The sequence below is a fragment of the Bacillus sp. TH30 genome, assembly GCF_016650875.1.
In the GTDB taxonomy this organism is placed as follows: domain Bacteria; phylum Bacillota; class Bacilli; order Bacillales; family Bacillaceae_G; genus Bacillus_A; species Bacillus_A mycoides.
In genome coordinates, this window is sequence record NZ_JAEKEY010000002.1 from 2,398,916 (window position 1) to 2,424,520 (window position 25,605).

Here is a 25,605-nt window from a genome sequence, read left to right on the forward strand (position 1 = left end):
ATTATCCCTCCTTCTTTTCTGATACCACAACTGTGATGTGGCTTGTGCGTTTGTTAATTTGGCTTGCACGACCCATTGCACGTGGACGGAAACGTTTCAACGTTGGACCTTCGTCAACGAAGACTTTTTCAACAACTAGGTTGTTAATATCCATCTCATAATTGTGCTCTGCATTTGCGATTGCAGATTTTAAAACTTTTTCTACAACTGGAGAAGCAGTTTTTGGTGTGTGGTTAAGGATAGCAATCGCTTCACCCACTTGCTTACCTCGGATTAAGTCTACTACTAAACGAACCTTACGAGGAGCAATACGAACTGTTCTCACTACTGCTTTAGCTTGCATTGAAGTGCCTCCTCTCATTATCTTCTAGTTTTCTTATCGTCAGCAAGGTGACCTTTATACGTACGAGTTGGTGCGAATTCACCTAACTTATGGCCAACCATATCCTCAGTGATGTACACAGGTACGTGTTTACGACCATCATATACAGCAATTGTATGTCCGATGAACTGAGGGAAGATTGTTGAACGGCGAGACCAAGTTTTAACAACTTGTTTTTGCTCAGATGCAACTAATTTTTCCATTTTGTTCATTAAGTGATCATCGACAAATGGTCCTTTTTTTAAGCTACGAGCCATTTTGGTGCCTCCCTTCGTGATTGGCGTACGGTTCTTGAAATGAACCGTACTACAATCCCATTATTTTTTACGACGACGAACGATAAATTTATCAGACGCTTTGTTTTTCTTACGAGTCTTGAATCCAAGAGTTGGTTTACCCCATGGAGACATTGGAGACTTACGTCCGATTGGAGAGCGTCCTTCACCACCACCGTGTGGGTGATCAACCGGGTTCATTACAGAACCACGAACTGTTGGGCGCTTACCTAACCAGCGAGAGCGACCTGCTTTACCGATTTTGATAAGTTCGTGTTGTTCGTTACCAACTTGACCGATTGAAGCGCGACAAGCAGATAATACTAAACGTACTTCACCAGAAGTTAAACGTACAAGTACGTATTTTCCTTCTTTACCAAGTACTTGAGCAGATGTACCAGCAGAACGGACTAATTGTCCTCCACGACCAGGCTTAAGCTCGATATTATGAACAACAGTACCTACTGGAATGTTGATTAATGGTAATGCGTTACCGATTTTAATGTCAGCTTCAGGACCAGACATAACTTCCATACCTACTTCTAAAGTTTTAGGAGCAAGAATGTAACGTTTTTCACCGTCAACGTAGTTAATTAATGCGATATTCGCAGAGCGGTTTGGATCGTATTCGATCGTAGCAACGCGTCCTGGAATTCCATCTTTGTTACGCTTAAAGTCGATGATACGGTATTGACGCTTATGTCCGCCACCTTGATGACGTACAGTAATTTTACCTTGGTTATTACGACCAGCCTTTTTGCTTAAAGGAGCAAGTAAAGACTTTTCTGGTCTGTCGGTCGTGATTTCAGCGAAATCATTCGTAGTCATGTTACGACGACCGTTAGTAGTTGGATTATACTTTTTAATTCCCATCTCAATTTCCCTCCTTCTTTAGTAAGAATTAAACGCCTTGGAAGATTTCGATTTCTTTGCTGTCAGCAGTTAGCTTAACGATTGCTTTACGACGACGGCTAGTAAAACCAGCGTGACGACCAACACGTTTTGCTTTCGGCTTGTAGTTCATGATATTTACTTTGTCTACATTAACACCAAAGATCGCTTCTATAGCGTCTTTAACCTCTGTTTTATTAGATTTAACGTCCACGTCGAACGTGTATTTTTTTTCAGCCATCATTTCCATAGAACGTTCAGTGATAACTGGGCGCTTAATGATATCACGAGGATCTCTCATTATGCAAGCACCTCCTCTACTTTTTCCACTGCCGCTTTTGTCATGATTAGCTTATCATGATGAAGCACATCTAGCACGTTTACGCCATCAGCAGTGATTACTGTTACTCCAGGGATATTGCGAGCAGATAACTCTACAGATTCGTTTGCATCAGCAGTTACGATAAGAGCTTTCTTCTCAACAGTTAATCCTTTAAGTACTGCTACCATGTCTTTTGTTTTTGGTGCATTTAATACTAGGTCCTCAAGAACTACAATGTTGTTCTCAACTACTTTAGTAGCTAATGCAGATTTGATTGCTAAACGACGAACTTTCTTAGGAAGTTTGTACGCATAGCTTCTTGGTGTAGGTCCGAATACCGTACCACCACCACGCCATTGAGGAGAGCGGATAGAACCTTGACGAGCACGTCCAGTTCCTTTTTGACGCCATGGTTTACGACCACCACCACGAACTTCAGAGCGAGTTTTTACTTTGTGTGTACCTTGACGTAAAGATGCACGTTGCATCATTACAGCTTCAAATAGTACAGCTTCATTTGGTTCGATACCGAAAATAGCTTCAGCTAATTCGATTTCACCAACCTGTGAACCAGTTTGGTTATATACAGTAACTTTTGGCATTGGAATTCCTCCTTCCTATTGTGAATTATTTGCTAACCTTCACAGCGCCTTGAACAACTACAAGAGATTTCTTAGCACCTGGAACGTTACCTTTTACTAGTAATAAGTTGCGCTCAGTGTCAACTTGAACGATTTCTAAGTTTTGGATAGTAACTTGGTCTCCACCCATACGTCCAGCAAGTTTTTTGCCTTTGAATACACGGTTCGGAGCAACTGGCCCCATTGAACCTGGACGACGGTGATAGCGAGAACCATGAGACATAGGTCCGCGAGATTGTCCGTGGCGTTTAATAACACCTTGGAAACCTTTACCTTTAGAAATTCCTGTTACGTCAACGATTTCACCTGCAGCGAAAACTTCAACTTTTACCTCTTGACCAACCTCTAATCCGTCCACGTCTGCATCGCGGATTTCGCGAATGAAGCGCTTAGGAGTTGTAGATGCTTTAGCAGTGTGGCCTTGTTCAGGTTTGTTAGTTAACTTTTCACGTTTATCTTCAAATCCTAACTGAATTGCGTTGTAGCCATCAGTTTCAGTTGTTTTCTTTTGAAGAACAACGTTTGGATTAGCAGCGATTACCGTTACTGGGATTAACTCACCGTTCTCAGCAAATACTTGAGTCATACCGATCTTTCTTCCTAAGATTCCTTTGGTCATGAGTTACACCTCCTACATTTTTAAGTTATATGAATTATAGTTTGATTTCGATATCTACACCAGATGGTAAATCTAAACGCATTAATGAATCTACTGTTTGCGGAGTAGGACTCACGATGTCGATTAGACGTTTGTGTGTGCGCATTTCGAATTGTTCACGAGAATCTTTGTACTTATGAACAGCACGAAGAATTGTGTAAATAGTCTTCTCAGTTGGTAATGGGATCGGACCAGAAACTGTTGCCCCAGAACGCTTAGCTGTTTCTACAATTTTCTCAGCTGATTGATCAAGAATACGGTGATCATAAGCTTTTAAACGGATACGAATTTTTTCTTTTGCCATTATTTTCCCTCCTTCGTTCGCCTATTTCTAAAATAGACCTTCTCCATGGAAATTTCCCCACACCATGCCATGGCAAAGCGGCCGGGTGTGTCAGCAACCTTCCACTTCATCGCAGTCAAAGACCAACATTGTCTATTATACAATGTTATTCGTCTAGATGCAAGCATCTTTTTGTTCGCATCTGCTTTTCTCTACTTTTGCTATTATACATGGCACTTTAAAGAATATCAAGTTTTCATCTACTCTTATTCAACTTACAGTTTTTGGGTGTTATTTTTGGTTTTATATACTATAGAAGAAACTCATCCAAAAATAGAAAATACACCTCTTTCTTCTATAGTAATAAGCAATAAAAAAACTCAAGGGAGAATCCCTTGAGTTTTTAATAATCTAATTAAAGACTACTCAGCAACGATTGTAGCAACTACACCGTAACCTACTGTACGTCCACCTTCACGAATAGAGAATTTAGTTCCCTCTTCGATAGCGATTGGAGCGATAAGTTCGATAGTCATTTCGATGTTGTCACCAGGCATTACCATTTCAGTACCTTCTGGTAATTGGATGATTCCAGTTACGTCAGTTGTACGGAAGTAGAACTGTGGACGGTAGTTAGCGAAGAATGGAGTATGACGTCCACCTTCTTCTTTAGATAATACGAAAACCTCAGCTTTGAATTTAGCGTGTGCTTTTACAGAGCCAGTTTTAGCAAGAACTTGTCCACGTTGGATGTCTTCACGAGCAACCCCACGAAGTAGAGCACCGATGTTGTCTCCAGCTTGAGCTTGGTCAAGAAGCTTACGGAACATTTCTACACCAGTTACAGTTGTAGTAGCATTCTCTTCAGCAAGACCGATGATTTCTACTACGTCACCAACTTTAACGATTCCACGCTCAACACGACCAGTTGCAACTGTACCACGACCTGTGATAGAGAATACATCCTCGATAGGCATTAAGAATGGTTTGTCAGTTTCACGTTCTGGAGTTGGGATGTAAGCATCAACTTCAGTCATTAATTCGATGATTTTTTCTTCCCACTCAGCTTCTCCTTGAAGAGCTTTAAGAGCAGAACCTTTAATTACAGGAATATCGTCGCCTGGGAATCCGTATTCAGATAATAGGTCGCGAACTTCCATTTCTACTAATTCTAATAATTCTTCGTCATCTACCATGTCGCATTTGTTTAAGAATACAACGATGTAAGGAACACCTACTTGACGAGAAAGAAGGATGTGCTCACGTGTTTGAGGCATTGGACCATCAGCAGCAGATACTACTAAGATACCGCCGTCCATTTGAGCAGCACCAGTGATCATGTTTTTAACATAGTCAGCATGACCTGGGCAGTCAACGTGTGCATAGTGACGAGTTTCAGTTTCGTACTCAACGTGTGCAGTTGAGATTGTGATTCCGCGCTCTCTTTCTTCTGGAGCAGCGTCGATTTGATCGTATCCGCGTGCTTCAGCACCACCAGCTTTTGCAAGAACTGTAGTGATCGCAGCAGTTAATGTAGTTTTACCATGGTCAACGTGGCCGATTGTACCGATGTTAACATGGGGTTTAGAACGTTCGAATTTAGCTTTAGCCATTCTAAATTCCTCCTTAGTTTATATGGGTTATTTTATATTTAGACTAGAAAGTGAAACTTGCGTCTCACTTTCTAAGCTTACATAAGTAGTTATACTTGAACAATCGATAAAAATCAATTATTCACCTTTATTTTTTTTAATAATTTCTTCAGAAACAGACTTCGGTACTTCTTCATAATGATCAAATGTCATTGAGAATGTTCCGCGTCCTTGAGTGTTAGAACGTAATGCCGTTGCATAACCGAACATTTCAGAAAGTGGAACCATAGCGCGAACAACTTGAGCGTTACCGCGAGCTTCCATACCTTCTACACGTCCACGACGAGATGTTACGTCGCCCATAATGTCACCCATGTACTCTTCAGGAATTACAACTTCAACTTTCATCATTGGCTCAAGAATTACTGGGCTACATTTAGAAACCGCAGCTTTAAGCGCCATAGATGCAGCGATTTTGAACGCCATCTCAGATGAATCGACATCATGGTAAGATCCGTCAACTAACGCAGCTTTGATGTCAACTAGTGGGTAACCAGCTAGTACACCATTTTTAAGTGAGTCTTCAAGACCCGCTCCAACAGCTGGGATGTATTCACGTGGAACTACACCGCCGACGATTTTGTTTTGGAATTCAAAACCTTTACCTTCTTCATTAGGTTCAAACTCAATCCAAACGTGACCGAATTGTCCACGACCACCAGATTGACGAGCGAACTTACCTTCAACTTTCGCAGCAGCGCGGAAAGTCTCACGGTATGCTACCTGAGGAGCACCAACGTTTGCTTCCACTTTGAATTCACGGCGCATACGGTCAACGATGATATCAAGGTGAAGTTCACCCATACCAGCGATGATTGTTTGGCCAGTTTCTTGGTCAGTGTGAGCACGGAATGTTGGATCTTCTTCAGAAAGCTTAGATAATGCTGTACCCATTTTATCTTGGTCAGCTTTAGATTTTGGTTCGATAGCTACAGAGATAACTGGTTCTGGGAATTCCATAGACTCAAGGATAACAAGGCTCTTCTCGTCACAAAGAGTATCACCAGTAGTAGTATCTTTTAAACCTACAGCAGCAGCGATATCACCAGCGTAAACTGTTGAAATCTCTTCACGGCTGTTAGCGTGCATTTGTAGGATACGACCTACACGCTCACGCTTACCTTTAGTTGAGTTTTTCACGTATGATCCAGAGTTTAACACACCAGAGTACACACGGAAGAACGTTAACTTACCAACATAAGGATCAGTCATGATTTTGAATGCTAAAGCTGCGAATGGTTCTTCATCGCTAGACTTACGCTCGATAGCTTCATCTGTATCCGGAAGAGTACCTTTAATAGCAGGTACATCTAATGGAGATGGTAGGTAGTCGATAACTGCGTCTAACAGAATTTGAACACCTTTATTTTTGAATGCAGAACCACAGATTACTGGGAAGAATTCTACAGAAGTTGTAGCCTTACGGATACCAGCTTTAAGCTCTTCTACAGTGATTTCTTCACCTTCTAGGTACTTCATCATCATTTCTTCATCAAGCTCAGCTACCGCTTCAATAAGTTTTCCACGGTATTCTTCAGCTAATTCTTTATGCTCTTCAGGAATTTCGACACGCTCGATGTCTGTTCCTAAATCGTTAGCGTACATGTAAGCACACTCTTCAACAAGGTCAATGATACCATTGAACTCATCTTCAGCACCGATTGGTAACTGAATTGGATGTGCGTTTGCTTGTAAACGATCGTGGATTGTTCCTACAGAGTATAAGAAATCTGCACCAATCTTATCCATTTTGTTAACGAATACGATACGAGGTACACCATAAGTAGTAGCCTGACGCCAAACAGTTTCTGTTTGTGGTTCTACACCAGATTGTGCATCAAGTACTGCTACTGCGCCATCAAGTACGCGTAAAGAACGTTCTACTTCTACTGTGAAATCTACGTGTCCTGGAGTGTCAATGATATTTACACGGTGACCTTTCCATTGTGCTGTAGTTGCAGCAGAAGTAATTGTGATACCACGTTCTTGCTCTTGCTCCATCCAGTCCATCTGAGATGCACCTTCATGAGTTTCACCGATTTTATGAATACGTCCTGTGTAATACAGAATACGCTCAGTTGCTGTTGTTTTACCAGCATCGATGTGAGCCATGATACCAATATTACGAGTGTTTTCTAAAGAGAACTCTCTAGTCATTTGGTGTCTTGCTCCTTCCATATATGGATTGGATTATTTTATTTTAAGTAGCAAAAAAGCCACTTTATATTGTTACATATGCCAGTGTCCAGTACCCTCATTATGTAAAACGAGCGCCCAACGAAAGGGAGAGGCATTCTCCCTCTCCACACTTCCATAAGCGACAAATAAAGCGGTTTATGCTTACATTTATTTTACGTTGAATCCTACCAACGGTAATGAGCAAATGCTTTGTTAGCTTCTGCCATTTTATGAGTGTCTTCACGTTTCTTAACAGATGCACCAGCGTTGTTAGCTGCATCTAAGATTTCGTAAGCTAGACGCTCTTCCATAGTTTTTTCACCACGAAGACGAGCATAGTTTACTAACCAGCGAAGACCTAAAGTTGTACGGCGTTCTGGACGAACCTCAACTGGAACTTGGTAGTTAGCACCACCAACACGACGAGCGCGTACTTCAAGAACAGGCATGATGTTCTTAAGAGCTTGCTCGAATACTTCCATTGGTTCTTTATCTGAACGTTCACGAACGATATCGAAAGCGTTATAAAGAATTGTTTGAGATTTACCTTTTTTACCGTCAACCATCATTTTGTTGATTAGGCGTGTTACAAGTTTAGAATTGTACATTGGATCTGGTAACACGTCACGTTTCGCAACAGGTCCTTTACGAGGCATATTGAGTTCCTCCTTTCATTATAAGTTTATTATTTTTTAGCAGGTTTTGGTCGCTTAGTACCATATTTAGAACGTCCTTGCATACGTTTGTCAACACCAGCTGTATCAAGCGCACCACGAACGATGTGGTAACGTACCCCTGGTAAATCCTTTACTCGACCACCGCGAATTAATACTACGCTATGCTCTTGTAGGTTATGACCGATACCTGGGATGTAAGCTGTAACTTCAATACCGTTTGTTAAACGTACACGAGCGTATTTACGTAACGCTGAGTTCGGTTTCTTCGGAGTCATTGTACCAACACGAGTACACACACCACGTTTTTGAGGTGCAGAGATATCAGTTGATTTTTTCTTTAAAGAATTAAAACCTTTGTTTAACGCAGGTAATTTAGACTTCCATACTTTATCAGTACGACCATTTCTCACTAATTGGTTAATAGTAGGCATTTGATTATCCTCCCTTCGCATGTTTGTATGACCACATATCCAGGTGGTTCATTATTAGTTGAAAACAAAGTTTTTGCAAGGAAGAGCAAATGCTCTCTCCTCACAAAAACAGTTTTAACTTATTATTCCTATTGCTGAAGCTCCCACTTGAATCCCCGAAACTTTTCCAAGCTTACGAACTGATTCAACTTTGGTTATGGGTATGTTATGTTGCAAGGCAGTACGAATGATAACATGGGTTAACCGCACATCAGCATCTTCCGCAATAACAACTTCTTTAACTATACCATTTTTGATTGCTTCCAATGTTCGTTTATGACCAACGACTACATTTTCAGCATTTGACACTTTTTGATAAGACATTTAAATATCCTCCAAAGCATCATTCAGGAGCAACCTTGATTATAGTAACATTTTGTCTCATACAATGTCAACTAGGATCAGCTGTTTTTATACAAAATTTACGACGGAAAATTTTACTGTTCCACATAAACTTCATCGTTTTCTACATTCATGTTATCTTGTGTTGTTTTTACAAGATCCACTTTGCGATAACGATTCATACCTGTTCCAGCAGGAACAAGCTTACCGATAATAACATTCTCTTTCAATCCTAGAAGCTCATCGCGTTTACCCTTAATTGCTGCATCTGTTAGAACACGAGTTGTTTCTTGGAATGACGCCGCAGATAAGAACGAATCTGTCTCAAGTGAAGCTTTTGTAATACCAAGTAGAACTGGTCTAGCCGTTGCTGGTTGTTTACCTTTCAGTAACACCTTCGCATTCGCATCAGTAAACTGATGGATATCTAGTAATGTTCCTGGTAATACATCTGTTTCACCCGCATCACTTACACGAACTTTACGTAGCATTTGACGTACCATTACTTCTACGTGTTTGTCACCAATTTCTACCCCTTGCATACGGTATACTTTTTGAACTTCACGTAATAAGTATTCTTGAACTGCTGTAATGTCCGTTACTTTTAGTAATTCCTTCGGATCAATAGAACCTTCTGTTAACTCTTTACCGTGGCTAATTGGCTGTCCTAGAGTTACTTTCAGACGAGCACCGTAAGGAATAGCATACGTACGAGCTTCAACTTCACCCTGTACAACTACTTCTTGGCGATCTTTAACATCGTTGATCGCTGCGATAACACCGTCAATTTCACTGATAACTGCCTGACCCTTCGGATTACGAGCTTCGAAGATCTCTTGGATACGAGGTAAACCTTGTGTGATATCATCCCCGGCAACCCCACCTGTATGGAACGTACGCATCGTTAACTGTGTACCTGGCTCACCGATAGATTGAGCTGCGATAATACCTACCGCTTCTCCTACTTCTACGTCTGTACCAGTTGCTAAGTTACGACCGTAACACTTCTTACATACACCATGGCGAGTATTACACGTAAACGCTGAACGAATGTTTACAGTTTCAACACCCGACTTTTCAACGATATGAGCAATATCTTCAGTAATTAATTGATTTTCAACAACTAATACTTCACCTGTTTCAGGATGTTTTACAGTTTTTCTTGCAAAACGTCCAACAAGACGATCATATAGTGACTCAATAACTTCATTACCCTCTTTAATCGCACCAATTAGTAAACCGCGATCTGTTCCACAATCATCTTGACGAACAATTACATCTTGTGCAACGTCTACAAGACGACGTGTTAAGTAACCAGAATCGGCAGTTTTAAGTGCTGTATCGGCAAGACCTTTACGCGCACCATGCGTAGAGATGAAGTACTCAAGTACTGTTAAACCTTCACGGAAACTCGATTTGATCGGAAGCTCAATGATACGACCAGATGGATTGGCCATCAGACCACGCATACCAGCAAGCTGAGTAAAGTTCGATGCGTTACCACGGGCACCGGAATCACTCATCATGAAGATTGGGTTGCGTTTATTCAAGGATTTCATCAGCTTTCCTTGGATAACATCTTTTGCATTACTCCAAATAGAGATAACGCGATCGTAACGTTCTTCTTCCGTGATTAAACCGCGACGGAATTGTTTAATTACATTATCTACTTTTGCTTGTGCTTCATGGAGAATTTCATCTTTTTCACCTAATACAAGAATATCTGATACCCCAACTGTAATACCAGCTTTTGTAGAGTATTTAAATCCTAAGTTTTTCATACGGTCAAGCATGCGAGACGTTTCTGTAATTTGGAAACGTTTGAATACTTCCGCAATAATATTACCAAGGATTTTCTTGCTAAATGGTGCCACTTCTTCGCGACTAGCAATAATTTCTTTAATGTTCGCACCTTTTTCAACGAAATATTCCGCTGGTGTTTCTTTTTCAAGGTTTGAGTTTGTTGGTTCATTAATATAAGGGAACGACTCTGGTAAGATTTCGTTAAATATTAATTTACCAACTGTTGTTAATAGAAGCTTACTCTTTTGCTCTTCAGTAAACGTTACATTATTTACCGAACTCGCAGCAACTGCAACACGTGTGTGCAGATGTACATATCCATTTTGGTATGCAAGTATTGCTTCGTTTGCATCTTTGAAGACCATACCTTCACCGATTGCACCCTCGCGCTCAAGTGTTAAGTAATAGTTACCTAATACCATATCCTGAGATGGAGTAACAACTGGTTTTCCGTCTTTTGGATTCAAGATGTTTTGTGCCGCTAACATAAGGATACGAGCTTCTGCTTGTGCCTCTGATGATAACGGAACGTGAACCGCCATTTGGTCACCGTCAAAGTCCGCGTTGTATGCAGTACATACAAGTGGGTGAAGACGGATTGCACGACCTTCTACTAGTGTAGGTTCAAACGCCTGGATACCAAGACGGTGAAGTGTTGGTGCGCGGTTTAGAAGTACTGGATGCTCTTTGATCACAGATTCTAAAACGTCCCAAACTTCAGGGTGTACACGCTCGATTTTACGTTTAGCACTCTTAATGTTGTGTGCTAATCCTTTTCCAACTAACTCTTTCATAACGAAAGGTTTAAACAATTCAAGTGCCATTTCTTTCGGCAATCCACATTGGTACATCTTTAAGTTCGGTCCTACAACGATTACAGAACGGCCAGAGTAGTCAACACGTTTACCTAATAAGTTTTGACGGAAACGTCCTTGTTTACCTTTAAGCATGTGAGATAGTGATTTTAATGGACGGTTACCTGGTCCAGTAACTGGACGGCCACGGCGACCATTATCGATTAATGCGTCTACAGCTTCTTGTAACATACGTTTTTCGTTTTGAACGATAATGCTTGGTGCACCTAAGTCCAATAGACGTTTTAAACGGTTGTTACGGTTAATTACACGACGATATAAGTCGTTTAAGTCAGAAGTAGCAAAACGTCCACCATCTAACTGTACCATTGGGCGTAGTTCTGGTGGGATAACTGGAAGAACCTCTAAGATCATCCAAGATGGGTGATTTCCAGAGTTACGGAATGCTTCTAATACTTCTAGACGTTTAATAGCACGAGTACGGCGTTGTCCTTGTGCTGTTTTTAATTCTTCTTTTAAGAAGTCTACTTCTTTATCTAAATCGATGTCTTGCAGTAATTTTTTAATCGCTTCTGCACCCATAGCAGCATGGAATGTACTGCCATATCGATCACGATATGCACGGTATTCTTTTTCAGAAAGTAATTGCTTCTTATCAAGTGGTGTATCTCCACTTTCTGTTACAACATAAGAAGCGAAATAAATTACTTCTTCAAGCGCGCGAGGGGACATGTCTAAGACAAGTCCCATGCGGCTCGGGATACCTTTGAAATACCAAATATGAGATACAGGAGCAGCTAATTCGATATGACCCATACGTTCACGACGAACTTTTGCACGCGTTACTTCAACGCCACATCGATCACAAACTACACCTTTATAACGTACACGTTTATATTTCCCGCAATGACATTCCCAGTCCTTTTGTGGTCCGAAAATACGCTCACAGAACAAGCCATCTTTTTCAGGCTTTAACGTACGATAGTTAATTGTTTCTGGTTTCTTAACTTCACCGTATGACCAAGAACGAATCTTGTCAGGTGAAGCAAGTCCAATCTTCATATATTCAAAGTTATTTACATCTATCAAGGGGCCTACCTCCCTTTTAGTCTACAGGTTATCCCAATTATTCCTTAGTTGTCTCAACTTCAACATTCAATTTATCTGCTGATTGATGATCATCGTCATCTTCCGTATCACGCATTTCAATTTCTGTATCGTTGATAGACATCATTTTAACGTCCATACCTAAACTTTGCAGTTCTTTAATCAATACTTTGAATGATTCAGGAACGCCTGGTTCTGGAACATTTTCACCTTTAACAATTGCTTCATACGTCTTAACACGTCCAATAACATCATCAGACTTCACTGTTAAGATTTCTTGAAGAGTATAAGCAGCACCATAAGCTTCAAGTGCCCAAACCTCCATCTCACCGAAACGCTGTCCACCGAACTGAGCTTTACCTCCAAGAGGTTGCTGCGTTACAAGTGAGTATGGTCCAGTAGAACGAGCATGAAGTTTATCGTCAACCATGTGCGCAAGTTTGATCATATACATGACACCAACAGATACACGGTTATCGAATGGCTCACCAGTACGTCCGTCATACAGGATTGTTTTCGCGTCATTTGCCATACCAGCTTCTTCAATTGTGCCCCATACATCTTCCTCACGAGCACCATCGAATACCGGTGTTGCAATGTGAATACCAAGGTATCTTGCTGCCATACCAAGATGAAGCTCTAATACCTGACCGATATTCATACGAGATGGTACCCCTAATGGGTTTAACATGATATCGATTGGCGTACCATCTGGTAAGTAAGGCATATCTTCTTCCGGTAAAATACGGGAGATAACACCTTTGTTACCATGACGACCGGCCATTTTGTCACCTTCAGAAATTTTACGCTTTTGAACGATATACGCACGTACAAGTTGATTCACGCCTGGTGGCAATTCATCGCCATCTTCACGGTTAAACACTTTTACGTCTAAGATAATACCGCCACCACCGTGTGGTACACGTAGTGATGTATCACGTACTTCACGTGCTTTTTCACCGAAGATTGCATGTAATAGACGTTCTTCTGCCGTTAATTCTGTTACACCTTTTGGCGTTACTTTACCAACAAGTAGATCTCCATCTTTTACTTCAGCACCGACGCGAATAATACCGCGCTCGTCAAGATTACGAAGTGCATCTTCTCCAACATTCGGGATATCACGTGTAATTTCTTCTGGTCCAAGCTTCGTATCACGAGCTTCTGATTCATATTCTTCAATATGGATAGAAGTGTACACATCATCTTTTACAAGGCGCTCACTCATGATGATCGCATCCTCATAGTTATAACCGTCCCATGTCATAAAGCCAACAAGCACGTTACGTCCAAGCGCCAGTTCACCTAGTTCCATAGAAGGACCATCCGCAAGGATTTCACCTTTTACAACTTGGTCTCCAACACTTACGATTGGACGTTGGTTGTAGCAAGTTCCTTGGTTAGAACGAATGAATTTTTGCATTTTGTAGCGATCTAAGTCGCCTTTTACTGTTTGACCGTCAACGTCTACATAGCGACGTACCCAAACTTCACGTGCTTCTACGCGCTCAACAACACCAGGCTGTTTACAGATTACTGCAGCACCTGAGTCTTTTGCTGATACGTACTCCATACCTGTACCTACGATCGGAGATTCCGGATTTATTAACGGAACCGCCTGACGTTGCATGTTCGCTCCCATAAGTGCGCGGTTAGAGTCATCGTTTTCTAAGAACGGAATACAAGCTGTCGCTGCCGACACTACTTGTTTTGGAGATACATCCATGTAGTCGATGCGTTCTTTATTTGTGACAATGTTTTCACCACGGAAACGAGCTACGATATCTTCATCAAGGAATTCCCCTACTTCAGATAATTTCATATTCGCTTGGGCTACAACATAGTTATCTTCTTCATCTGCTGTTAAATAATCAACCTGCCCTGTTACAAGACCAGTTTCTGGGTCAACACGACGGTATGGCGTTTCAATGAAACCAAACTCATTTACTTTCGCAAACGAAGATAATGAGTTAATCAAACCGATGTTTGGTCCCTCTGGCGTTTCAATTGGACACATACGACCATAGTGAGAGTAGTGAACGTCACGTACTTCAAAGCCTGCGCGCTCACGCGTTAAACCACCGGGTCCTAATGCAGATAGTCTTCGTTTGTGAGTTAACTCTGCTAATGGGTTTGTTTGATCCATGAACTGAGATAACTGAGAACTTCCGAAGAACTCTTTAATAGATGCAATAACCGGGCGAATGTTAATTAACGCTTGTGGTGTAATTGCATTTGTATCTTGAATCGACATTCTCTCACGAACAACACGTTCCATACGAGAAAGACCGATACGGAATTGGTTTTGTAGTAACTCTCCTACAGAACGCAGACGACGATTTCCTAAGTGGTCAATATCATCTGTATCCCCTACTTTATATAGCAAGTTAAAGAAGTAGCTAATAGAAGCAAGAATATCACCTGGTGTGATGTGTTTTATATCACGAGTAATATTTGCATTCCCAATTACGTTTATAGATCGTTCGCCTTCTGATTCTGGAGCATAAATCTTAATAGATTGCAGCTCAACATCGCCTGCTACCACTCCACCCATTGGTTTCGCTGTTTTGAATCCAATGTTTTTCTCTAAGTAAGGTAGAATGCGATCCAGTGTACGACGATCTAAGACTGTTCCTTCTGCCGCTAAAATTTCACCAGTTTCTGGATCCACCAGTGTTTCAGCTAAACGTTGGTTAAACAATCTGTTTTTAATGTGTAGCTTTTTGTTGATCTTATAGCGACCTACATTTGCTAAATCGTAGCGCTTTGGATCAAAGAAACGAGACACAAGTAAGCTCTTTGCATTTTCTACTGTTGGTGGTTCACCAGGGCGTAGACGCTCATAAATTTCAAGCAATGCTTTCTCTGTGCTATCTGTGTTGTCTTTTTCTAACGTATTGCTTAAGTATTCGTTATCACCTAAAAGCTCGGTGATTTCTTGATCAGAGCCAAACCCTAATGCGCGTAACAAAACAGTTACAGGAAGTTTACGCGTACGGTCAATACGCACATATACAACATCCTTAGCATCTGTTTCATACTCTAACCAAGCTCCGCGGTTTGGAATTACAGTAGCAGTAAAACCACGTTTTCCGTTTTTATCCACTTTGCCACTATAGTATACGCTTGGAGAGCGAACTAACTGGGAAACGATAACACGTTCTGCACCGTTAATTACGAATGTTCCAGTCTCTGTCATGAGTGGGAAATCTCCCATGAACACATCTTGTTCTTTTACTTCACCAGTTTCCTTGTTGATTAGACGCACTTTTACACGAAGTGGTGCTGCATACGTCACATCACGCTCTTTGCATTCTTCTACAGAGTATTTAGGTTCACCCAAGCTGTAGTCGATAAATTCAAGCGATAGATTTCCCGTAAAGTCTTCGATCGGAGAAATGTCTTGGAACATTTCTCGCAAACCCTCATCAAGAAACCACTGATAAGAAGAGGTTTGAATTTCGATAAGATTTGGTAACTCTAATACTTCACTAATACGGGCATAACTTCTTCGTTGGCGGTGGCGTCCGTATTGAACTAGTTGACCTGTCAACTGCTTCACCCCTCAAATCATGAGTATTATAAATGCACAAAAAAATTTGTGCAAAATCACAAATAAATACAACTACTGCTATTAGCGTAGTTTTTTTCTCTTAAAGATAGATACGTTGAGTCTTTCTACCTGCTCAAAAAAGAAAAATGGCTTCTATAAGAAAACCATCATTCTGTTTCATAATCTGCTGATTTTACTATCTTTTCCAAGAGAAGCAAAAATATACATCTTTCTCAACGCAGAAAATCATATATTGGCATTGTATAATGTTAACATAGCCAAAAATAACCGTCAACGCTTTTTTGATTTTATGATATAATATCCTTTTTTCTTTTCTACAACTTCAACTTCAGAAAATACTTCTTCTAGTTTTTTCATCGCAGATGGCGCACCTTGTTTCTTTTGAATAACAATCCACAATTCTCCACCTGAAACTAAATACTCCACAGCCTTTTCTAAAATCTCATGCACGATATCTTTACCAGCACGAATTGGAGGATTAGATAGAATAACAGCATACTTGCCATCTACATTTTCATAGACACTACTTTGCAAAATACGTATATTTTCAATTCTGTTATTAACGGCATTTTCTTTTGCAAGTCCCAAGGCCCTTTCATTCACATCCACCATGTGAATTTCACGATTTTGAAACTCTTTCGCTAACGACAAACCGATTGGACCGTACCCACATCCTACGTCTAACACATTACCTTTAACATCTGGCATTTGAAACGCTTCAATTAAAAGACGAGAACCAAAGTCCACTTCGTTTTTCGAGAACACCCCATGGTCAGATAAAAAAGTAAATCGAGATTCACGAAGTGTAACTTCCCATCGTTTACGATCACTTTTACTAGAAGGGTCATTAGAAAAATAATGGTCTGCCATATGGCCACCTCTTTTCTTTACAGTTAAAAAAAAAGCTCGCATAAGAGCGAGCTTTTTTTAAAGCACCAAAAGTTAATTACTTAACTTCTACAGCAGCGCCAACTTCTTCAAGTTTAGCTTTCATTTCTTCAGCTTCCTCTTTAGTAACGCCTTCTTTGATTGCTTTTGGAGTGTTGTCAACTAATTCTTTAGCTTCTTTTAAGCCAAGACCAGTGATTTCACGTACAGCTTTGATAACTTTGATTTTTTGAGCGCCAGCACTTGCAAGTACTACGTCAAATTCAGTTTGCTCAGCAGCAGCTTCACCAGCGCCACCAGCTACAGCTACAGGAGCAGCAGCAGTTACGCCGAATTCTTCCTCGATAGCTTTTACTAAGTCGTTAAGTTCTAATACAGTCATAGATTTAACTGCTTCAATGATTTGTTCTTTAGTCATTGTAAATATCCTCCCTTAAATAGGTTTGTATTGTTTTATAGATAACAAGTAATTATCTTTTAAAAAATTAAGCGCCTTGCTCTTCCTTTTGATCTGCAACTGCTTTAGTAGCAAGTGCAAGGTTACGGATTGGAGCTTGAAGAACGCTAAGAAGCATAGAAAGTAAGCCTTCACGTGATGGAAGAGTAGCGATAGCTTTAACCTCATCAAGTGTTACAAGTTTACCTTCGATTACGCCCGCTTTAATTTCTAAAGCTTCATGATTTTTAGCGAAGTCGTTTAATACTTTCGCAGGAGCAACTACATCCTCGTTACTGAACGCGATTGCGTTTGGTCCTGTTAAGAATTCGTTTAACTCAGCCATTTCAGCAGACTCTGCAGCACGACGAGTTAAAGAGTTTTTGTAAACTTTGAACTCAACGCCAGCTTCACGTAAGTTTTTACGTAATTCTGTTGCTTCAGAAACTGTTAAACCACGGTAGTCAACAACAATTGTAGATTTACTCGCGCGAAGTTTTTCAGCGATTTCAGTTACAACTTGTTGTTTAGTTTCGATTACTTTGCTCATGTTATTACACCTCCTGTAGATTATATAGAAGATGTACCGAAAGTGCACTAAAAACCTCCATGCCCAACTTGTAGACATGGAGGCATATAGTCACAGAAAAAAGATTCCGCTTCGTATATTAACACCTAGGTAGGAAATTAAGTCGAATCGACTCCTACTGTCTACGGTACACTATTAAAATTCACAACATAAATGATTATATTAAAACTTCTTTATGAAGTCAACTTCCAATTTTTACGCAAGTGTAGAAACGTCTACGCGTACGCCAGGTCCCATTGTAGAAGCAACAGTTGCGTTCTTCATGTAAGTACCTTTTGCAGCAGCTGGCTTAGCTTTTTGTAGCGTGTCAGCAATTGTTTTGAAGTTTTCTACTAATTTAGCATCTTCGAAAGATACTTTACCGATTGGAACGTGGATGTTACCAGCTTTATCAACGCGGTATTCAACTTTACCAGCTTTGATTTCGTTAACAGCTTTAGTTACATCGAAAGTAACTGTTCCAGTTTTAGGGTTTGGCATTAAACCTTTAGGTCCTAATACACGACCAAGTTTACCAACTTCACCCATCATATCAGGAGTTGCTACTACTACATCGAAATCAAACCAACCTTTTTGGATTTTACCGATGTAATCAGCATCGCCTACGAATTCAGCGCCAGCAGCTTCAGCTTCTTTTGCTTTTTCGCCTTTAGCGAATACTAATACACGTTGTACTTTACCAGTACCGTGCGGAAGAACAACTGCACCACGAATTTGTTGGTCAGCTTTCTTAGGGTCAACACCTAAACGGAATGCAGCTTCTACAGTTGCATCAAATTTAGCTGTGTTTGTTTTCTTTACTAATTCTACTGCTTCTGTTGCAGAGTAAGCAGATGCACGATCAACAAGCTTCGCAGCTTCAACGTACTTTTTACCTCTTTTAGCCATGTTTGTTTCCTCCTTGAATGTGGTTTTAGCGGAATAACCTCCCACGTTTACGCCTTCATTCCGGGAACCCCCGAGGATGTGCGCCCATCCATTTATTTAAAAATGATGATCATTTACGATAATAAAGGTTGCGAATTGGAATTCCAGACCCGCAACCTTTTTTACAAAAAACAAATCGAATTAGTCTTCGATAACGATGCCCATACTGCGCGCAGTACCTTCAACCATACGCATTGCAGCTTCTACGCTAGCAGCGTTTAGGTCAGGCATTTTAGTTTCAGCGATTTCGCGTACTTTATCACGCTTAACAGTTGCCACTTTATTACGATTTGGTTCACCAGAACCAGACTCAATACCAGCTACTTTCTTAAGAAGAACAGCAGCAGGAGGAGTTTTAGTAATGAAAGTGAATGAACGGTCCTCAAATACCGTAATTTCAACAGGGATGATAAGACCAGCTTGATCAGCTGTACGAGCGTTAAACTCTTTACAGAAGCCCATGATGTTAACACCTGCTTGTCCTAATGCTGGACCAACCGGCGGAGCTGGATTAGCTTTACCTGCAGGAATCTGAAGTTTTACCATTTTAATTACCTTTTTAGCCACGAGACACACCTCCTTAAGTCCGTGATGTGGTCAATTGGGCAGTGATTTGCCCTCCCACTTCATATTTTATCATAATGATAAAATCTTTTTCAAAAAACGTCTCCGTTACCGAAGACGTACTGACTTAAAAGATATTATCACTTTTTACAATTCATTTCAAGTTTCATTTTATAATTTTTCAATTTGATGGAAATCAAGTTCAACCGGAGTCTCGCGACCGAACATGTCTACAAGCACGCTAACTTTTTTCTTTTCCACATCAATTTCTTCAATCGCACCTGTATAATCCGCGAATGGCCCCTCATTTACACGCACTGTTTCATGAAGTTCAAATTCGAAATCAACCACTTCATTGTCCATTCCCATATGCTTCATGATGGTAACAACTTCCTCTTCTAATAGAGGCGATGGTTTAGATCCTGAACCAGAAGAACCGACAAAGCCTGTTACACCTGGCGTATTACGAACAACATACCAAGAATCATCAGTCATGATTAGTTCTACTAATACGTAACCTGGGAACACTTTTCTTTTCGTTATTTTTTCTTTACCATTTTTCATTTCTACTTCTACTTCTTCCGGGACAACAACACGGAAAATTTTATCTTGCATACCCATTGATTCTACACGTTTCTCTAGGTTTGCTTTTACTTTATTTTCATATCCAGAATAAGTATGGACAACATACCAACTTTTTTCCATTCATTTAGGACGAGCGTCCTTCCCTCCCTGACGTACATTTTTTTGCGCAAATGAAAAAACCCGTTCACCGGGCTTTTACACAGTTCTTATAAATAACATTATATCATGGATAAGTGCTTCTTATTCAAGAATTAACCAAGAATTAACCGAATTAAAGAAGAAATGCCCATATCAACCACTGCGAAGAAAATCGCAAAGAACACAACTGTCGCGATAACAGTCGTTGTTGATCGGAGTAATTCATCTTTTTTAGGCCAACTTACTTTTTTCATTTCGCGACCTACATCGCCGAAAAAGTTCGTTAAACGCATCTACGGGACCTCCAGTTTATTATTTCAATTATTTATTTTGTTTCTTTGTGAACTGTATGCTTATTGCATGTTTTACAAAACTTCTTTATCTCAAGTCGCTCTACTGAGCTCGTATCTTTCATCGTAGAGTAGTTTCGATTTTTACACTCTTCACATGAGAGTACAACTTTTTTCCTCATTAGTTACACCAACCTTGTAACATTGTCCCTAAAAATGTATCATACAACAAAAGACAATGTCAATGTCATGACTTTCACTCTCTTAACAAAAAGAAAACAGGTGAATTATTTTACACCTGCGGCACTTGCTATGAATTTAAAGTTGTGCTCTCTCTCATCTCCATATATCTTTCTAATTTCCTTTTTACACGCTGTAATGCGTTATCAATAGATTTCACGTGCCTGTTTAACTGTTCTGAAATTTCTTGATAGGAACGACCATCTAAGTATAAAGAGAGCACTTTTCTTTCTAAATCGCTTAATAATTCAGATATTTTAGATTCTATGTCTGTATATTCTTCCTGACTTATAATCATCTCTTCTGGATCAGTTACTTTCGATTCCGAAATAACATCTAATAATGTTCGATCAGATTCCTCATCGTAAATTGGCTTATCTAAAGACACATACGAATTTAACGGAATATGTTTTTGCCTTGTTGCCGTTTTAATAGCGGTAATAATTTGTCGAGTGATACACAGTTCAGCAAATGCTTTGAACGAAGACAGCTTGTCCCCTTTATAATCACGAATAGCTTTAAACAATCCAATCATGCCTTCTTGAACAATATCTTCTCGATCGGCACCCACTAAGAAATAAGATCTTGATTTCGCGCGAACAAAGTTCTTATATTTGTGAATTAAATATTCTAGAGCGTCAGTATTACCTTTTCGAACTAACTCAACGATTGCCTCATCCTCTAAATCACGAAATGTAACGTCGCCTACACTTACGAAGCCTGCTTCCACCCTGATCCCTCCGACCGCTATATATTTAGCAATATTATACAGTAAAAAGATAAAGAGCGTCAATGCTTCAACGCTCTCCTCTTCTTAATTTTTCTAATTTTTCTGTAATATCTTCACTAAATATCTTTCGCATGGCGGGTTGCTTTTCTTTCGTGTCTTTTGTACACCTTCTTACTTGTTGTTCCATCGCTTGCACTTCTAACTCTAATTCACGCGCAGATTTTCGAAGTGCACCTTGCGCAAATATAATCCACTGCTCCGTATAATCCGAAGTTGCAACGTATATTTGTGTATTTATATTTCTAAGCTCAATCGCAAGTTGTTCTATCTTTTCATCTGCAGTTTGATTTTTTCTCGTGAATATTACTTCCACCCGTGATTGTTTCATCTTTTTTTCAATACCATAGACTGTATAGGCATCAAAGACAATCATTACCTTTGTGCCTGTATACCCTTGATAATCCGCCATCTTATCAATAAGTGCGTCTCTTGATGACTGTAAATCTACATCCCGCAGTTTCTTCAAGTCTCCCCAAGCCCCGATAATGTTGTAACCGTCAACGATTAAAATATCGTTCATTTTTTATTTACCAATTTCGTGACGTTTACGATATACCTCATACATTAACAAACTTGCGGCTACTGAAGCATTTAAGGATGTAACTTTACCGACCATCGGTAAAGTAATTAGGAAATCACACTTTTCACCAATAATACGACTCATACCTTTTCCTTCACTACCAATTACTAGTCCGATTGGCATATTACCATCTAAATTACGGTAATCTGTTTTCCCTTTGGCATCTGTACCAGCAATCCAAAGTCCACGTTCTTTTAATTCATCAATTGTACGCGATAAATTTGTTACACGTGCAACAGGAATATATTCAATTGCCCCAGTCGACGCTTTCGCAACTGACGCTGTAAGCCCCACAGCTCTTCTTTTTGGAATAATAACCCCATGAGCCCCTGTTGCATCCGCAGTACGCATAATAGAGCCTAAGTTATGCGGGTCTTCAATTTCATCTAAAATTAAGAAGAACGGATCTTCATTGCGTTTTTCTGCTAATTTAAACAAATCCTCTAACTCAGCATATTGATATGCAGCTACTTGAGCAATTACACCTTGATGATTACCCTCAACCAATTGATCTAATTTCTTCTTTGGTGCGTGTTGCAAAATAACCTTATTCTCTTTTGCTAATGCTAGTACAATTTGCACTTGTCCTTTGGCAGCACCTTCCGCTACCAAAATTTTATTAATATCTCTCCCCGCTCTTAAAGCTTCAATTACAGGGTTACGTCCGATAATATATTCACTACTCATGATGATGTGCTCCCTTCCTTTTCTTCCAAAACGTCAATCGCCTTATATACAATCTCGTCCAATCTTTCACGATTATTCAACAAGTGATGATAACCGATTAGTGCTTCAAAGGCTGTACTGTGTCGATATGTTTGTACATCTGTATTTTTTGGAACAGTACCCGAATTCGCATTACGCCCTCTTCTTAATACCGCCTCTTCCTCTTCTGTCAAAAATGCCGTTTCTAATAAATGATAAACAACTTTCGCCTGTGCTTTTGCCGAAACAAAGCCCGTCCCTAAGCGATGTAATTGATTAGGGCGAACTGTCCCCTTTTGAAGGAGGTGATAGCGGATATATTGCTCGTATACCGCATCACCCATATATGCTAAAGCTAAGCTGTTCAATTGCTTTGCATCAATCATTCTTATCCTCTTTTCCATCTTGTACCTTGAGCGGTATCTTCTAAAATAATATTACGTCCTTTTAAATCATCGCGAATTTGATCAGATAGTGCGAAGTCACGATTTTGACGAGCTTCAATACGCTTTTGGATTAGTGCTTCAATTTCTTCATCAAGCAACTCTTCTTGTGCTAATTCTAATCCTAAAATACTAAATAATGTTTCAAGTTGTTTTACATACGCTTCAATTACAACTTTAGAAGTATGTTCTTCTAACAAATATTGATTTGCGTGATTTGCTACGTTATATAATTCAGTAATCGCATTAGCCGTATTGAAATCATCATCCATCGCTTCTTCGAATGCAACCTGGAACTTTTCCATTTCAGCTAACCATTTTTCATTATGGTCCGTTAAATCCGTACTACTTTCCATACGATGCTTTAAGTTACCGTAAGCTGTTTTAATTCTTTCTAGTCCATTATTAGTACTTTGCAATAAATCCTCGCTAAAGTTAATTGGGTGACGGTAATGTACCGATAGCATAAAGAACCTGATTAACTGTGGATCATATTGTTTAATGATATCGTGAACTAAAATGAAGTTTCCAAGCGACTTAGACATCTTCTCGTTATTAATATTAATATATCCGTTATGCATCCAATAACGTGCAAATGTTTTTCCTGTCAACGCCTCAGACTGCGCAATTTCATTTTCATGATGAGGAAATGCTAAATCTTGACCACCAGCATGAATATCAATTGTATCCCCTAAATATTTACGCGCCATTGCTGAGCATTCAATATGCCACCCTGGGCGTCCTTTCCCCCAAGGGCTTTCCCAGAAGATTTCTCCTTCTTTCGCAGCTTTCCATAAAGCAAAATCAAGAGGGTCTTGTTTCTTTTCTCCTACTTCAATACGTGCACCGTGACGTAAGTCTGCAATCGGTTGATGTGATAATTTACCGTAACCTTCGAATTCTTTCGTTTTAAAGTACACATCACCTTCTGATTCATATGCATACCCTTTATTCACAAGTTCTTGAATAAATTCAATAATGATATCCATATTTTCCGTTACACGTGGATGAACCGTTGCATGTTTGCAACCTAGTGCCGTTACATCTTCAAAGTAAGCTTCAACAAAACGATCTGCAATTGTTGGCACATCTTCACCTAATTCGTTTGCCGCCTTAATTAATTTATCATCCACGTCAGTAAAGTTAGATACATACTGCACATCATATCCTTTATATTCTAAGTAACGGCGTACTGTATCAAACACCATAGGTGGTCTTGCATTCCCAATGTGAATGTAGTTATACACTGTAGGTCCGCACACATACATCTTTACCTTATTTTCTTCTAATGGCATAAACTCTTCTTTTTGACGCGTTAACGTATTATAAATGTGAATAGTCATTTTTGCCCTTCCTTTCTACCTTTACTTCAAGTTGCTTTCTCAATTTATCAAGTTCTACTTCCATAACCTTTAATTTATCAAAAATCGGATCCGGAAGATCAGAATGATTTAATTCTTGACCAATCTTTACTCCATTTTGAATAACGACTCGGCCAGGTATACCTACAACTGTAGAATGCGCAGGAACTTCCTTTAACACGACAGATCCTGCTCCAATTTTAGAATTCTCTCCAATAGTAATAGAACCTAGTACTTTAGCACCTGTTGCAATTAATACATTATCCTGAATTGTAGGGTGCCTCTTTCCTTTTTCTTTACCTGTACCACCTAATGTGACACCTTGATAAATTGTTACGTTTTCGCCAATTTCACACGTTTCTCCAATTACAACCCCCATTCCATGATCAATGAAAAAACGACGACCAATAGTTGCTCCTGGATGAATCTCAATGCCGGTAAAAAAACGACTAACTTGCGAAATCCAACGTGCCATAAAGAAAAAATTCCTTTTATAAAAAGCATGTGCAATTCGATGGGCCCAAACTGCATGTAATCCAGAGTAAGTTAAAATGACTTCGAAATAACTTCTTGCCGCTGGATCCTGTTCAAAAACGACTTCAATATCTTCCCGAAGCCTCTTAAACATCGATGTTCCCTCCCCTTTATGGGCTGCTTTTTTCGAGTGAACTAACTCCCCACTTCCCCCTAAATCTTTATACAAGGGGATAAAACCTATACTCACACCATTTACATGGTATAAAAAAAAGACGCCTCTGTCATATAGACAGAGACGCCTTTTAAGCGCGGTTCCACTCTGTTTAGGCTAAAGAAGCCTCAAACTCATCCATGATAACGGTTTACACCGCTTCTGTTTACTTTGCGCCCTAAGACGTTCCGCGAAATACTTCGCTGTTCAACAGAAGACTCGAAGGGGCATTTCAAAAATCCGCTTATAAACCACTTCCAGCCTAAGGGTGGTTCTCTCTGTAAAAAGCCTGATTTTCTACTTCTCCTTCT

Annotated in this window: 28 protein-coding genes and 2 other annotated features (1 of these 30 running past the window's edge); all 28 genes read right to left on the reverse strand. The window is 39.9% G+C overall.

The genetic code is table 11. The features are described from left to right. Position 1 precedes the first annotated feature (1 nt). Positions 2–343 carry a 50S ribosomal protein L22 gene (gene rplV / locus JFU20_RS14475; RefSeq protein ID WP_002009773.1) on the reverse strand — a complete coding sequence of 114 codons (342 nt, stop codon included), beginning with the start codon at positions 341–343 and terminating at the stop codon, positions 2–4. Between the two features lie 17 nt (positions 344–360). After that, positions 361–639: a 30S ribosomal protein S19 gene (gene rpsS / locus JFU20_RS14480; RefSeq protein WP_000124452.1), complete on the reverse strand. Its 279-nt coding sequence runs from the start codon at positions 637–639 to the stop codon at positions 361–363. Between the two features lie 60 nt (positions 640–699). Then, positions 700–1,530, reverse strand: a complete 831-nt coding sequence (gene rplB, locus JFU20_RS14485) for a 50S ribosomal protein L2 (protein WP_000511584.1) — start codon at positions 1,528–1,530, stop codon at positions 700–702. A gap of 28 nt (positions 1,531–1,558) precedes the next feature. Further along, on the reverse strand, positions 1,559–1,849 hold the full coding sequence (gene rplW / locus JFU20_RS14490) for a 50S ribosomal protein L23 (protein WP_001205557.1): 291 nt from the start codon (positions 1,847–1,849) through the stop codon (positions 1,559–1,561). Further along, the gene (rplD, locus tag JFU20_RS14495; RefSeq protein ID WP_001127261.1) at positions 1,849–2,472 is read right to left on the reverse strand and encodes a 50S ribosomal protein L4; all 624 of its coding nucleotides are present in this window, start codon (positions 2,470–2,472) and stop codon (positions 1,849–1,851) included. The genes rplW and rplD overlap by 1 nt, the downstream gene beginning before the upstream one ends. A 25-nt stretch (positions 2,473–2,497) precedes the next feature. Beyond that, entirely contained in the window at positions 2,498–3,130 is a 633-nt protein-coding gene (rplC, locus tag JFU20_RS14500; protein ID WP_000160209.1) for a 50S ribosomal protein L3, read from the reverse strand. A gap of 34 nt (positions 3,131–3,164) precedes the next feature. Then, positions 3,165–3,473: a 30S ribosomal protein S10 gene (gene rpsJ / locus JFU20_RS14505; RefSeq protein WP_001040595.1), complete on the reverse strand. Its 309-nt coding sequence runs from the start codon at positions 3,471–3,473 to the stop codon at positions 3,165–3,167. Between the two features lie 401 nt (positions 3,474–3,874). Next, entirely contained in the window at positions 3,875–5,065 is a 1,191-nt protein-coding gene (gene tuf / locus JFU20_RS14510; RefSeq protein ID WP_002009778.1) for an elongation factor Tu, read from the reverse strand. A 117-nt stretch (positions 5,066–5,182) separates the two neighbouring features. Beyond that, the gene (gene fusA / locus JFU20_RS14515) at positions 5,183–7,261 is read right to left on the reverse strand and encodes an elongation factor G (protein ID WP_002113318.1); all 2,079 of its coding nucleotides are present in this window, start codon (positions 7,259–7,261) and stop codon (positions 5,183–5,185) included. 206 nt (positions 7,262–7,467) lie between these two features. Further along, on the reverse strand, positions 7,468–7,938 hold the full coding sequence (gene rpsG / locus JFU20_RS14520) for a 30S ribosomal protein S7 (RefSeq protein WP_001137492.1): 471 nt from the start codon (positions 7,936–7,938) through the stop codon (positions 7,468–7,470). A 29-nt stretch (positions 7,939–7,967) separates the two neighbouring features. Continuing rightward, complete coding sequence (rpsL, locus tag JFU20_RS14525; protein WP_201038708.1) at positions 7,968–8,390, reverse strand: 30S ribosomal protein S12; 423 nt, start codon at positions 8,388–8,390, stop codon at positions 7,968–7,970. Positions 8,391–8,504: 114 nt separating this feature from the next. After that, positions 8,505–8,753 (reverse strand): 50S ribosomal protein L7ae-like protein, encoded by a 249-nt coding sequence (locus JFU20_RS14530; protein ID WP_000121833.1) that lies wholly within the window; start codon positions 8,751–8,753, stop codon positions 8,505–8,507. A 113-nt stretch (positions 8,754–8,866) separates the two neighbouring features. After that, positions 8,867–12,478, reverse strand: a complete 3,612-nt coding sequence (gene rpoC / locus JFU20_RS14535; RefSeq protein WP_002009783.1) for a DNA-directed RNA polymerase subunit beta' — start codon at positions 12,476–12,478, stop codon at positions 8,867–8,869. Positions 12,479–12,515: 37 nt separating this feature from the next. Continuing rightward, positions 12,516–16,049: a DNA-directed RNA polymerase subunit beta gene (gene rpoB, locus JFU20_RS14540; protein ID WP_002113316.1), complete on the reverse strand. Its 3,534-nt coding sequence runs from the start codon at positions 16,047–16,049 to the stop codon at positions 12,516–12,518. Positions 16,050–16,340: 291 nt separating this feature from the next. Further along, positions 16,341–16,940 carry a class I SAM-dependent methyltransferase gene (locus tag JFU20_RS14545; RefSeq protein WP_002167156.1) on the reverse strand — a complete coding sequence of 200 codons (600 nt, stop codon included), beginning with the start codon at positions 16,938–16,940 and terminating at the stop codon, positions 16,341–16,343. A gap of 76 nt (positions 16,941–17,016) precedes the next feature. Beyond that, positions 17,017–17,376 (reverse strand): 50S ribosomal protein L7/L12, encoded by a 360-nt coding sequence (rplL, locus tag JFU20_RS14550; protein ID WP_002009788.1) that lies wholly within the window; start codon positions 17,374–17,376, stop codon positions 17,017–17,019. 67 nt (positions 17,377–17,443) lie between these two features. Next, positions 17,444–17,944 (reverse strand): 50S ribosomal protein L10, encoded by a 501-nt coding sequence (gene rplJ / locus JFU20_RS14555; RefSeq protein ID WP_002009790.1) that lies wholly within the window; start codon positions 17,942–17,944, stop codon positions 17,444–17,446. 39 nt (positions 17,945–17,983) lie between these two features. Beyond that, positions 17,984–18,129: a sequence feature (ribosomal protein L10 leader region), on the reverse strand. Between the two features lie 49 nt (positions 18,130–18,178). Continuing rightward, positions 18,179–18,871, reverse strand: a complete 693-nt coding sequence (gene rplA / locus JFU20_RS14560; protein ID WP_002009792.1) for a 50S ribosomal protein L1 — start codon at positions 18,869–18,871, stop codon at positions 18,179–18,181. Positions 18,872–19,051: 180 nt separating this feature from the next. Next, positions 19,052–19,477: a 50S ribosomal protein L11 gene (gene rplK, locus JFU20_RS14565; RefSeq protein WP_001085872.1), complete on the reverse strand. Its 426-nt coding sequence runs from the start codon at positions 19,475–19,477 to the stop codon at positions 19,052–19,054. A 168-nt stretch (positions 19,478–19,645) separates the two neighbouring features. Further along, positions 19,646–20,179, reverse strand: a complete 534-nt coding sequence (gene nusG / locus JFU20_RS14570; RefSeq protein ID WP_002009795.1) for a transcription termination/antitermination protein NusG — start codon at positions 20,177–20,179, stop codon at positions 19,646–19,648. A 131-nt stretch (positions 20,180–20,310) separates the two neighbouring features. Next, positions 20,311–20,490, reverse strand: a complete 180-nt coding sequence (secE, locus tag JFU20_RS14575; protein ID WP_002009797.1) for a preprotein translocase subunit SecE — start codon at positions 20,488–20,490, stop codon at positions 20,311–20,313. A 32-nt stretch (positions 20,491–20,522) separates the two neighbouring features. Continuing rightward, the gene (gene rpmG, locus JFU20_RS14580; protein WP_012260172.1) at positions 20,523–20,669 is read right to left on the reverse strand and encodes a 50S ribosomal protein L33; all 147 of its coding nucleotides are present in this window, start codon (positions 20,667–20,669) and stop codon (positions 20,523–20,525) included. A 128-nt stretch (positions 20,670–20,797) separates the two neighbouring features. Continuing rightward, the gene (locus JFU20_RS14585) at positions 20,798–21,457 is read right to left on the reverse strand and encodes an RNA polymerase factor sigma-70 (RefSeq protein ID WP_002009799.1); all 660 of its coding nucleotides are present in this window, start codon (positions 21,455–21,457) and stop codon (positions 20,798–20,800) included. Between the two features lie 67 nt (positions 21,458–21,524). Next, positions 21,525–22,037, reverse strand: a complete 513-nt coding sequence (locus JFU20_RS14590; RefSeq protein WP_002009801.1) for an NYN domain-containing protein — start codon at positions 22,035–22,037, stop codon at positions 21,525–21,527. Positions 22,038–22,040: 3 nt separating this feature from the next. After that, on the reverse strand, positions 22,041–22,784 hold the full coding sequence (gene rlmB / locus JFU20_RS14595; protein WP_002091503.1) for a 23S rRNA (guanosine(2251)-2'-O)-methyltransferase RlmB: 744 nt from the start codon (positions 22,782–22,784) through the stop codon (positions 22,041–22,043). Next, the gene (locus JFU20_RS14600) at positions 22,781–23,188 is read right to left on the reverse strand and encodes a Mini-ribonuclease 3 (RefSeq protein WP_002009804.1); all 408 of its coding nucleotides are present in this window, start codon (positions 23,186–23,188) and stop codon (positions 22,781–22,783) included. The genes rlmB and JFU20_RS14600 overlap by 4 nt, the downstream gene beginning before the upstream one ends. A gap of 2 nt (positions 23,189–23,190) precedes the next feature. Further along, positions 23,191–24,588, reverse strand: a complete 1,398-nt coding sequence (gene cysS / locus JFU20_RS14605) for a cysteine--tRNA ligase (RefSeq protein WP_002091500.1) — start codon at positions 24,586–24,588, stop codon at positions 23,191–23,193. Continuing rightward, positions 24,569–25,234 (reverse strand): serine O-acetyltransferase, encoded by a 666-nt coding sequence (cysE, locus tag JFU20_RS14610; protein WP_033710333.1) that lies wholly within the window; start codon positions 25,232–25,234, stop codon positions 24,569–24,571. The genes cysS and cysE overlap by 20 nt, the downstream gene beginning before the upstream one ends. 137 nt (positions 25,235–25,371) lie before the next feature. Then, positions 25,372–25,605, reverse strand: a binding site (T-box leader); it runs 12 nt beyond the window's last position.

Excerpts from the sequence above, each read along its gene's own strand:
- rplD (WP_001127261.1), bottom strand. The coding sequence starts at position 2,472 with ATGCCAAAAGTTACTGTATATAACCAAACTGGTTCACAGGTTGGTGAA.
- rpsJ (WP_001040595.1), bottom strand. The coding sequence starts at position 3,473 with ATGGCAAAAGAAAAAATTCGTATCCGTTTAAAAGCTTATGATCACCGT.
- rpsG (WP_001137492.1), bottom strand. The coding sequence starts at position 7,938 with ATGCCTCGTAAAGGACCTGTTGCGAAACGTGACGTGTTACCAGATCCA.
- rplA (WP_002009792.1), bottom strand. The coding sequence starts at position 18,871 with ATGGCTAAAAGAGGTAAAAAGTACGTTGAAGCTGCGAAGCTTGTTGAT.
- cysS (WP_002091500.1), bottom strand. The coding sequence starts at position 24,588 with ATGACTATTCACATTTATAATACGTTAACGCGTCAAAAAGAAGAGTTT.
- secE (WP_002009797.1), bottom strand. The coding sequence starts at position 20,490 with ATGCGTTTAACGAACTTTTTCGGCGATGTAGGTCGCGAAATGAAAAAA.
- rplJ (WP_002009790.1), bottom strand. The coding sequence starts at position 17,944 with ATGAGCAAAGTAATCGAAACTAAACAACAAGTTGTAACTGAAATCGCT.
- JFU20_RS14590 (WP_002009801.1), bottom strand. The coding sequence starts at position 22,037 with ATGAACGATATTTTAATCGTTGACGGTTACAACATTATCGGGGCTTGG.
- rplB (WP_000511584.1), bottom strand. The coding sequence starts at position 1,530 with ATGGGAATTAAAAAGTATAATCCAACTACTAACGGTCGTCGTAACATG.
- JFU20_RS14545 (WP_002167156.1), bottom strand. The coding sequence starts at position 16,940 with ATGGCAGACCATTATTTTTCTAATGACCCTTCTAGTAAAAGTGATCGT.
- JFU20_RS14600 (WP_002009804.1), bottom strand. The coding sequence starts at position 23,188 with ATGATTGATGCAAAGCAATTGAACAGCTTAGCTTTAGCATATATGGGT.
- rpsL (WP_201038708.1), bottom strand. The coding sequence starts at position 8,390 with ATGCCTACTATTAACCAATTAGTGAGAAATGGTCGTACTGATAAAGTA.
- rplV (WP_002009773.1), bottom strand. The coding sequence starts at position 343 with ATGCAAGCTAAAGCAGTAGTGAGAACAGTTCGTATTGCTCCTCGTAAG.
- rlmB (WP_002091503.1), bottom strand. The coding sequence starts at position 22,784 with ATGAGTAGTGAATATATTATCGGACGTAACCCTGTAATTGAAGCTTTA.
- nusG (WP_002009795.1), bottom strand. The coding sequence starts at position 20,179 with ATGGAAAAAAGTTGGTATGTTGTCCATACTTATTCTGGATATGAAAAT.
- rplW (WP_001205557.1), bottom strand. The coding sequence starts at position 1,849 with ATGAGAGATCCTCGTGATATCATTAAGCGCCCAGTTATCACTGAACGT.
- rplL (WP_002009788.1), bottom strand. The coding sequence starts at position 17,376 with ATGACTAAAGAACAAATCATTGAAGCAGTTAAATCTATGACTGTATTA.
- rpsS (WP_000124452.1), bottom strand. The coding sequence starts at position 639 with ATGGCTCGTAGCTTAAAAAAAGGACCATTTGTCGATGATCACTTAATG.
- rpmG (WP_012260172.1), bottom strand. The coding sequence starts at position 20,669 with ATGAGGAAAAAAGTTGTACTCTCATGTGAAGAGTGTAAAAATCGAAAC.
- JFU20_RS14530 (WP_000121833.1), bottom strand. The coding sequence starts at position 8,753 with ATGTCTTATCAAAAAGTGTCAAATGCTGAAAATGTAGTCGTTGGTCAT.
- cysE (WP_033710333.1), bottom strand. The coding sequence starts at position 25,234 with ATGTTTAAGAGGCTTCGGGAAGATATTGAAGTCGTTTTTGAACAGGAT.
- tuf (WP_002009778.1), bottom strand. The coding sequence starts at position 5,065 with ATGGCTAAAGCTAAATTCGAACGTTCTAAACCCCATGTTAACATCGGT.
- rplC (WP_000160209.1), bottom strand. The coding sequence starts at position 3,130 with ATGACCAAAGGAATCTTAGGAAGAAAGATCGGTATGACTCAAGTATTT.
- fusA (WP_002113318.1), bottom strand. The coding sequence starts at position 7,261 with ATGACTAGAGAGTTCTCTTTAGAAAACACTCGTAATATTGGTATCATG.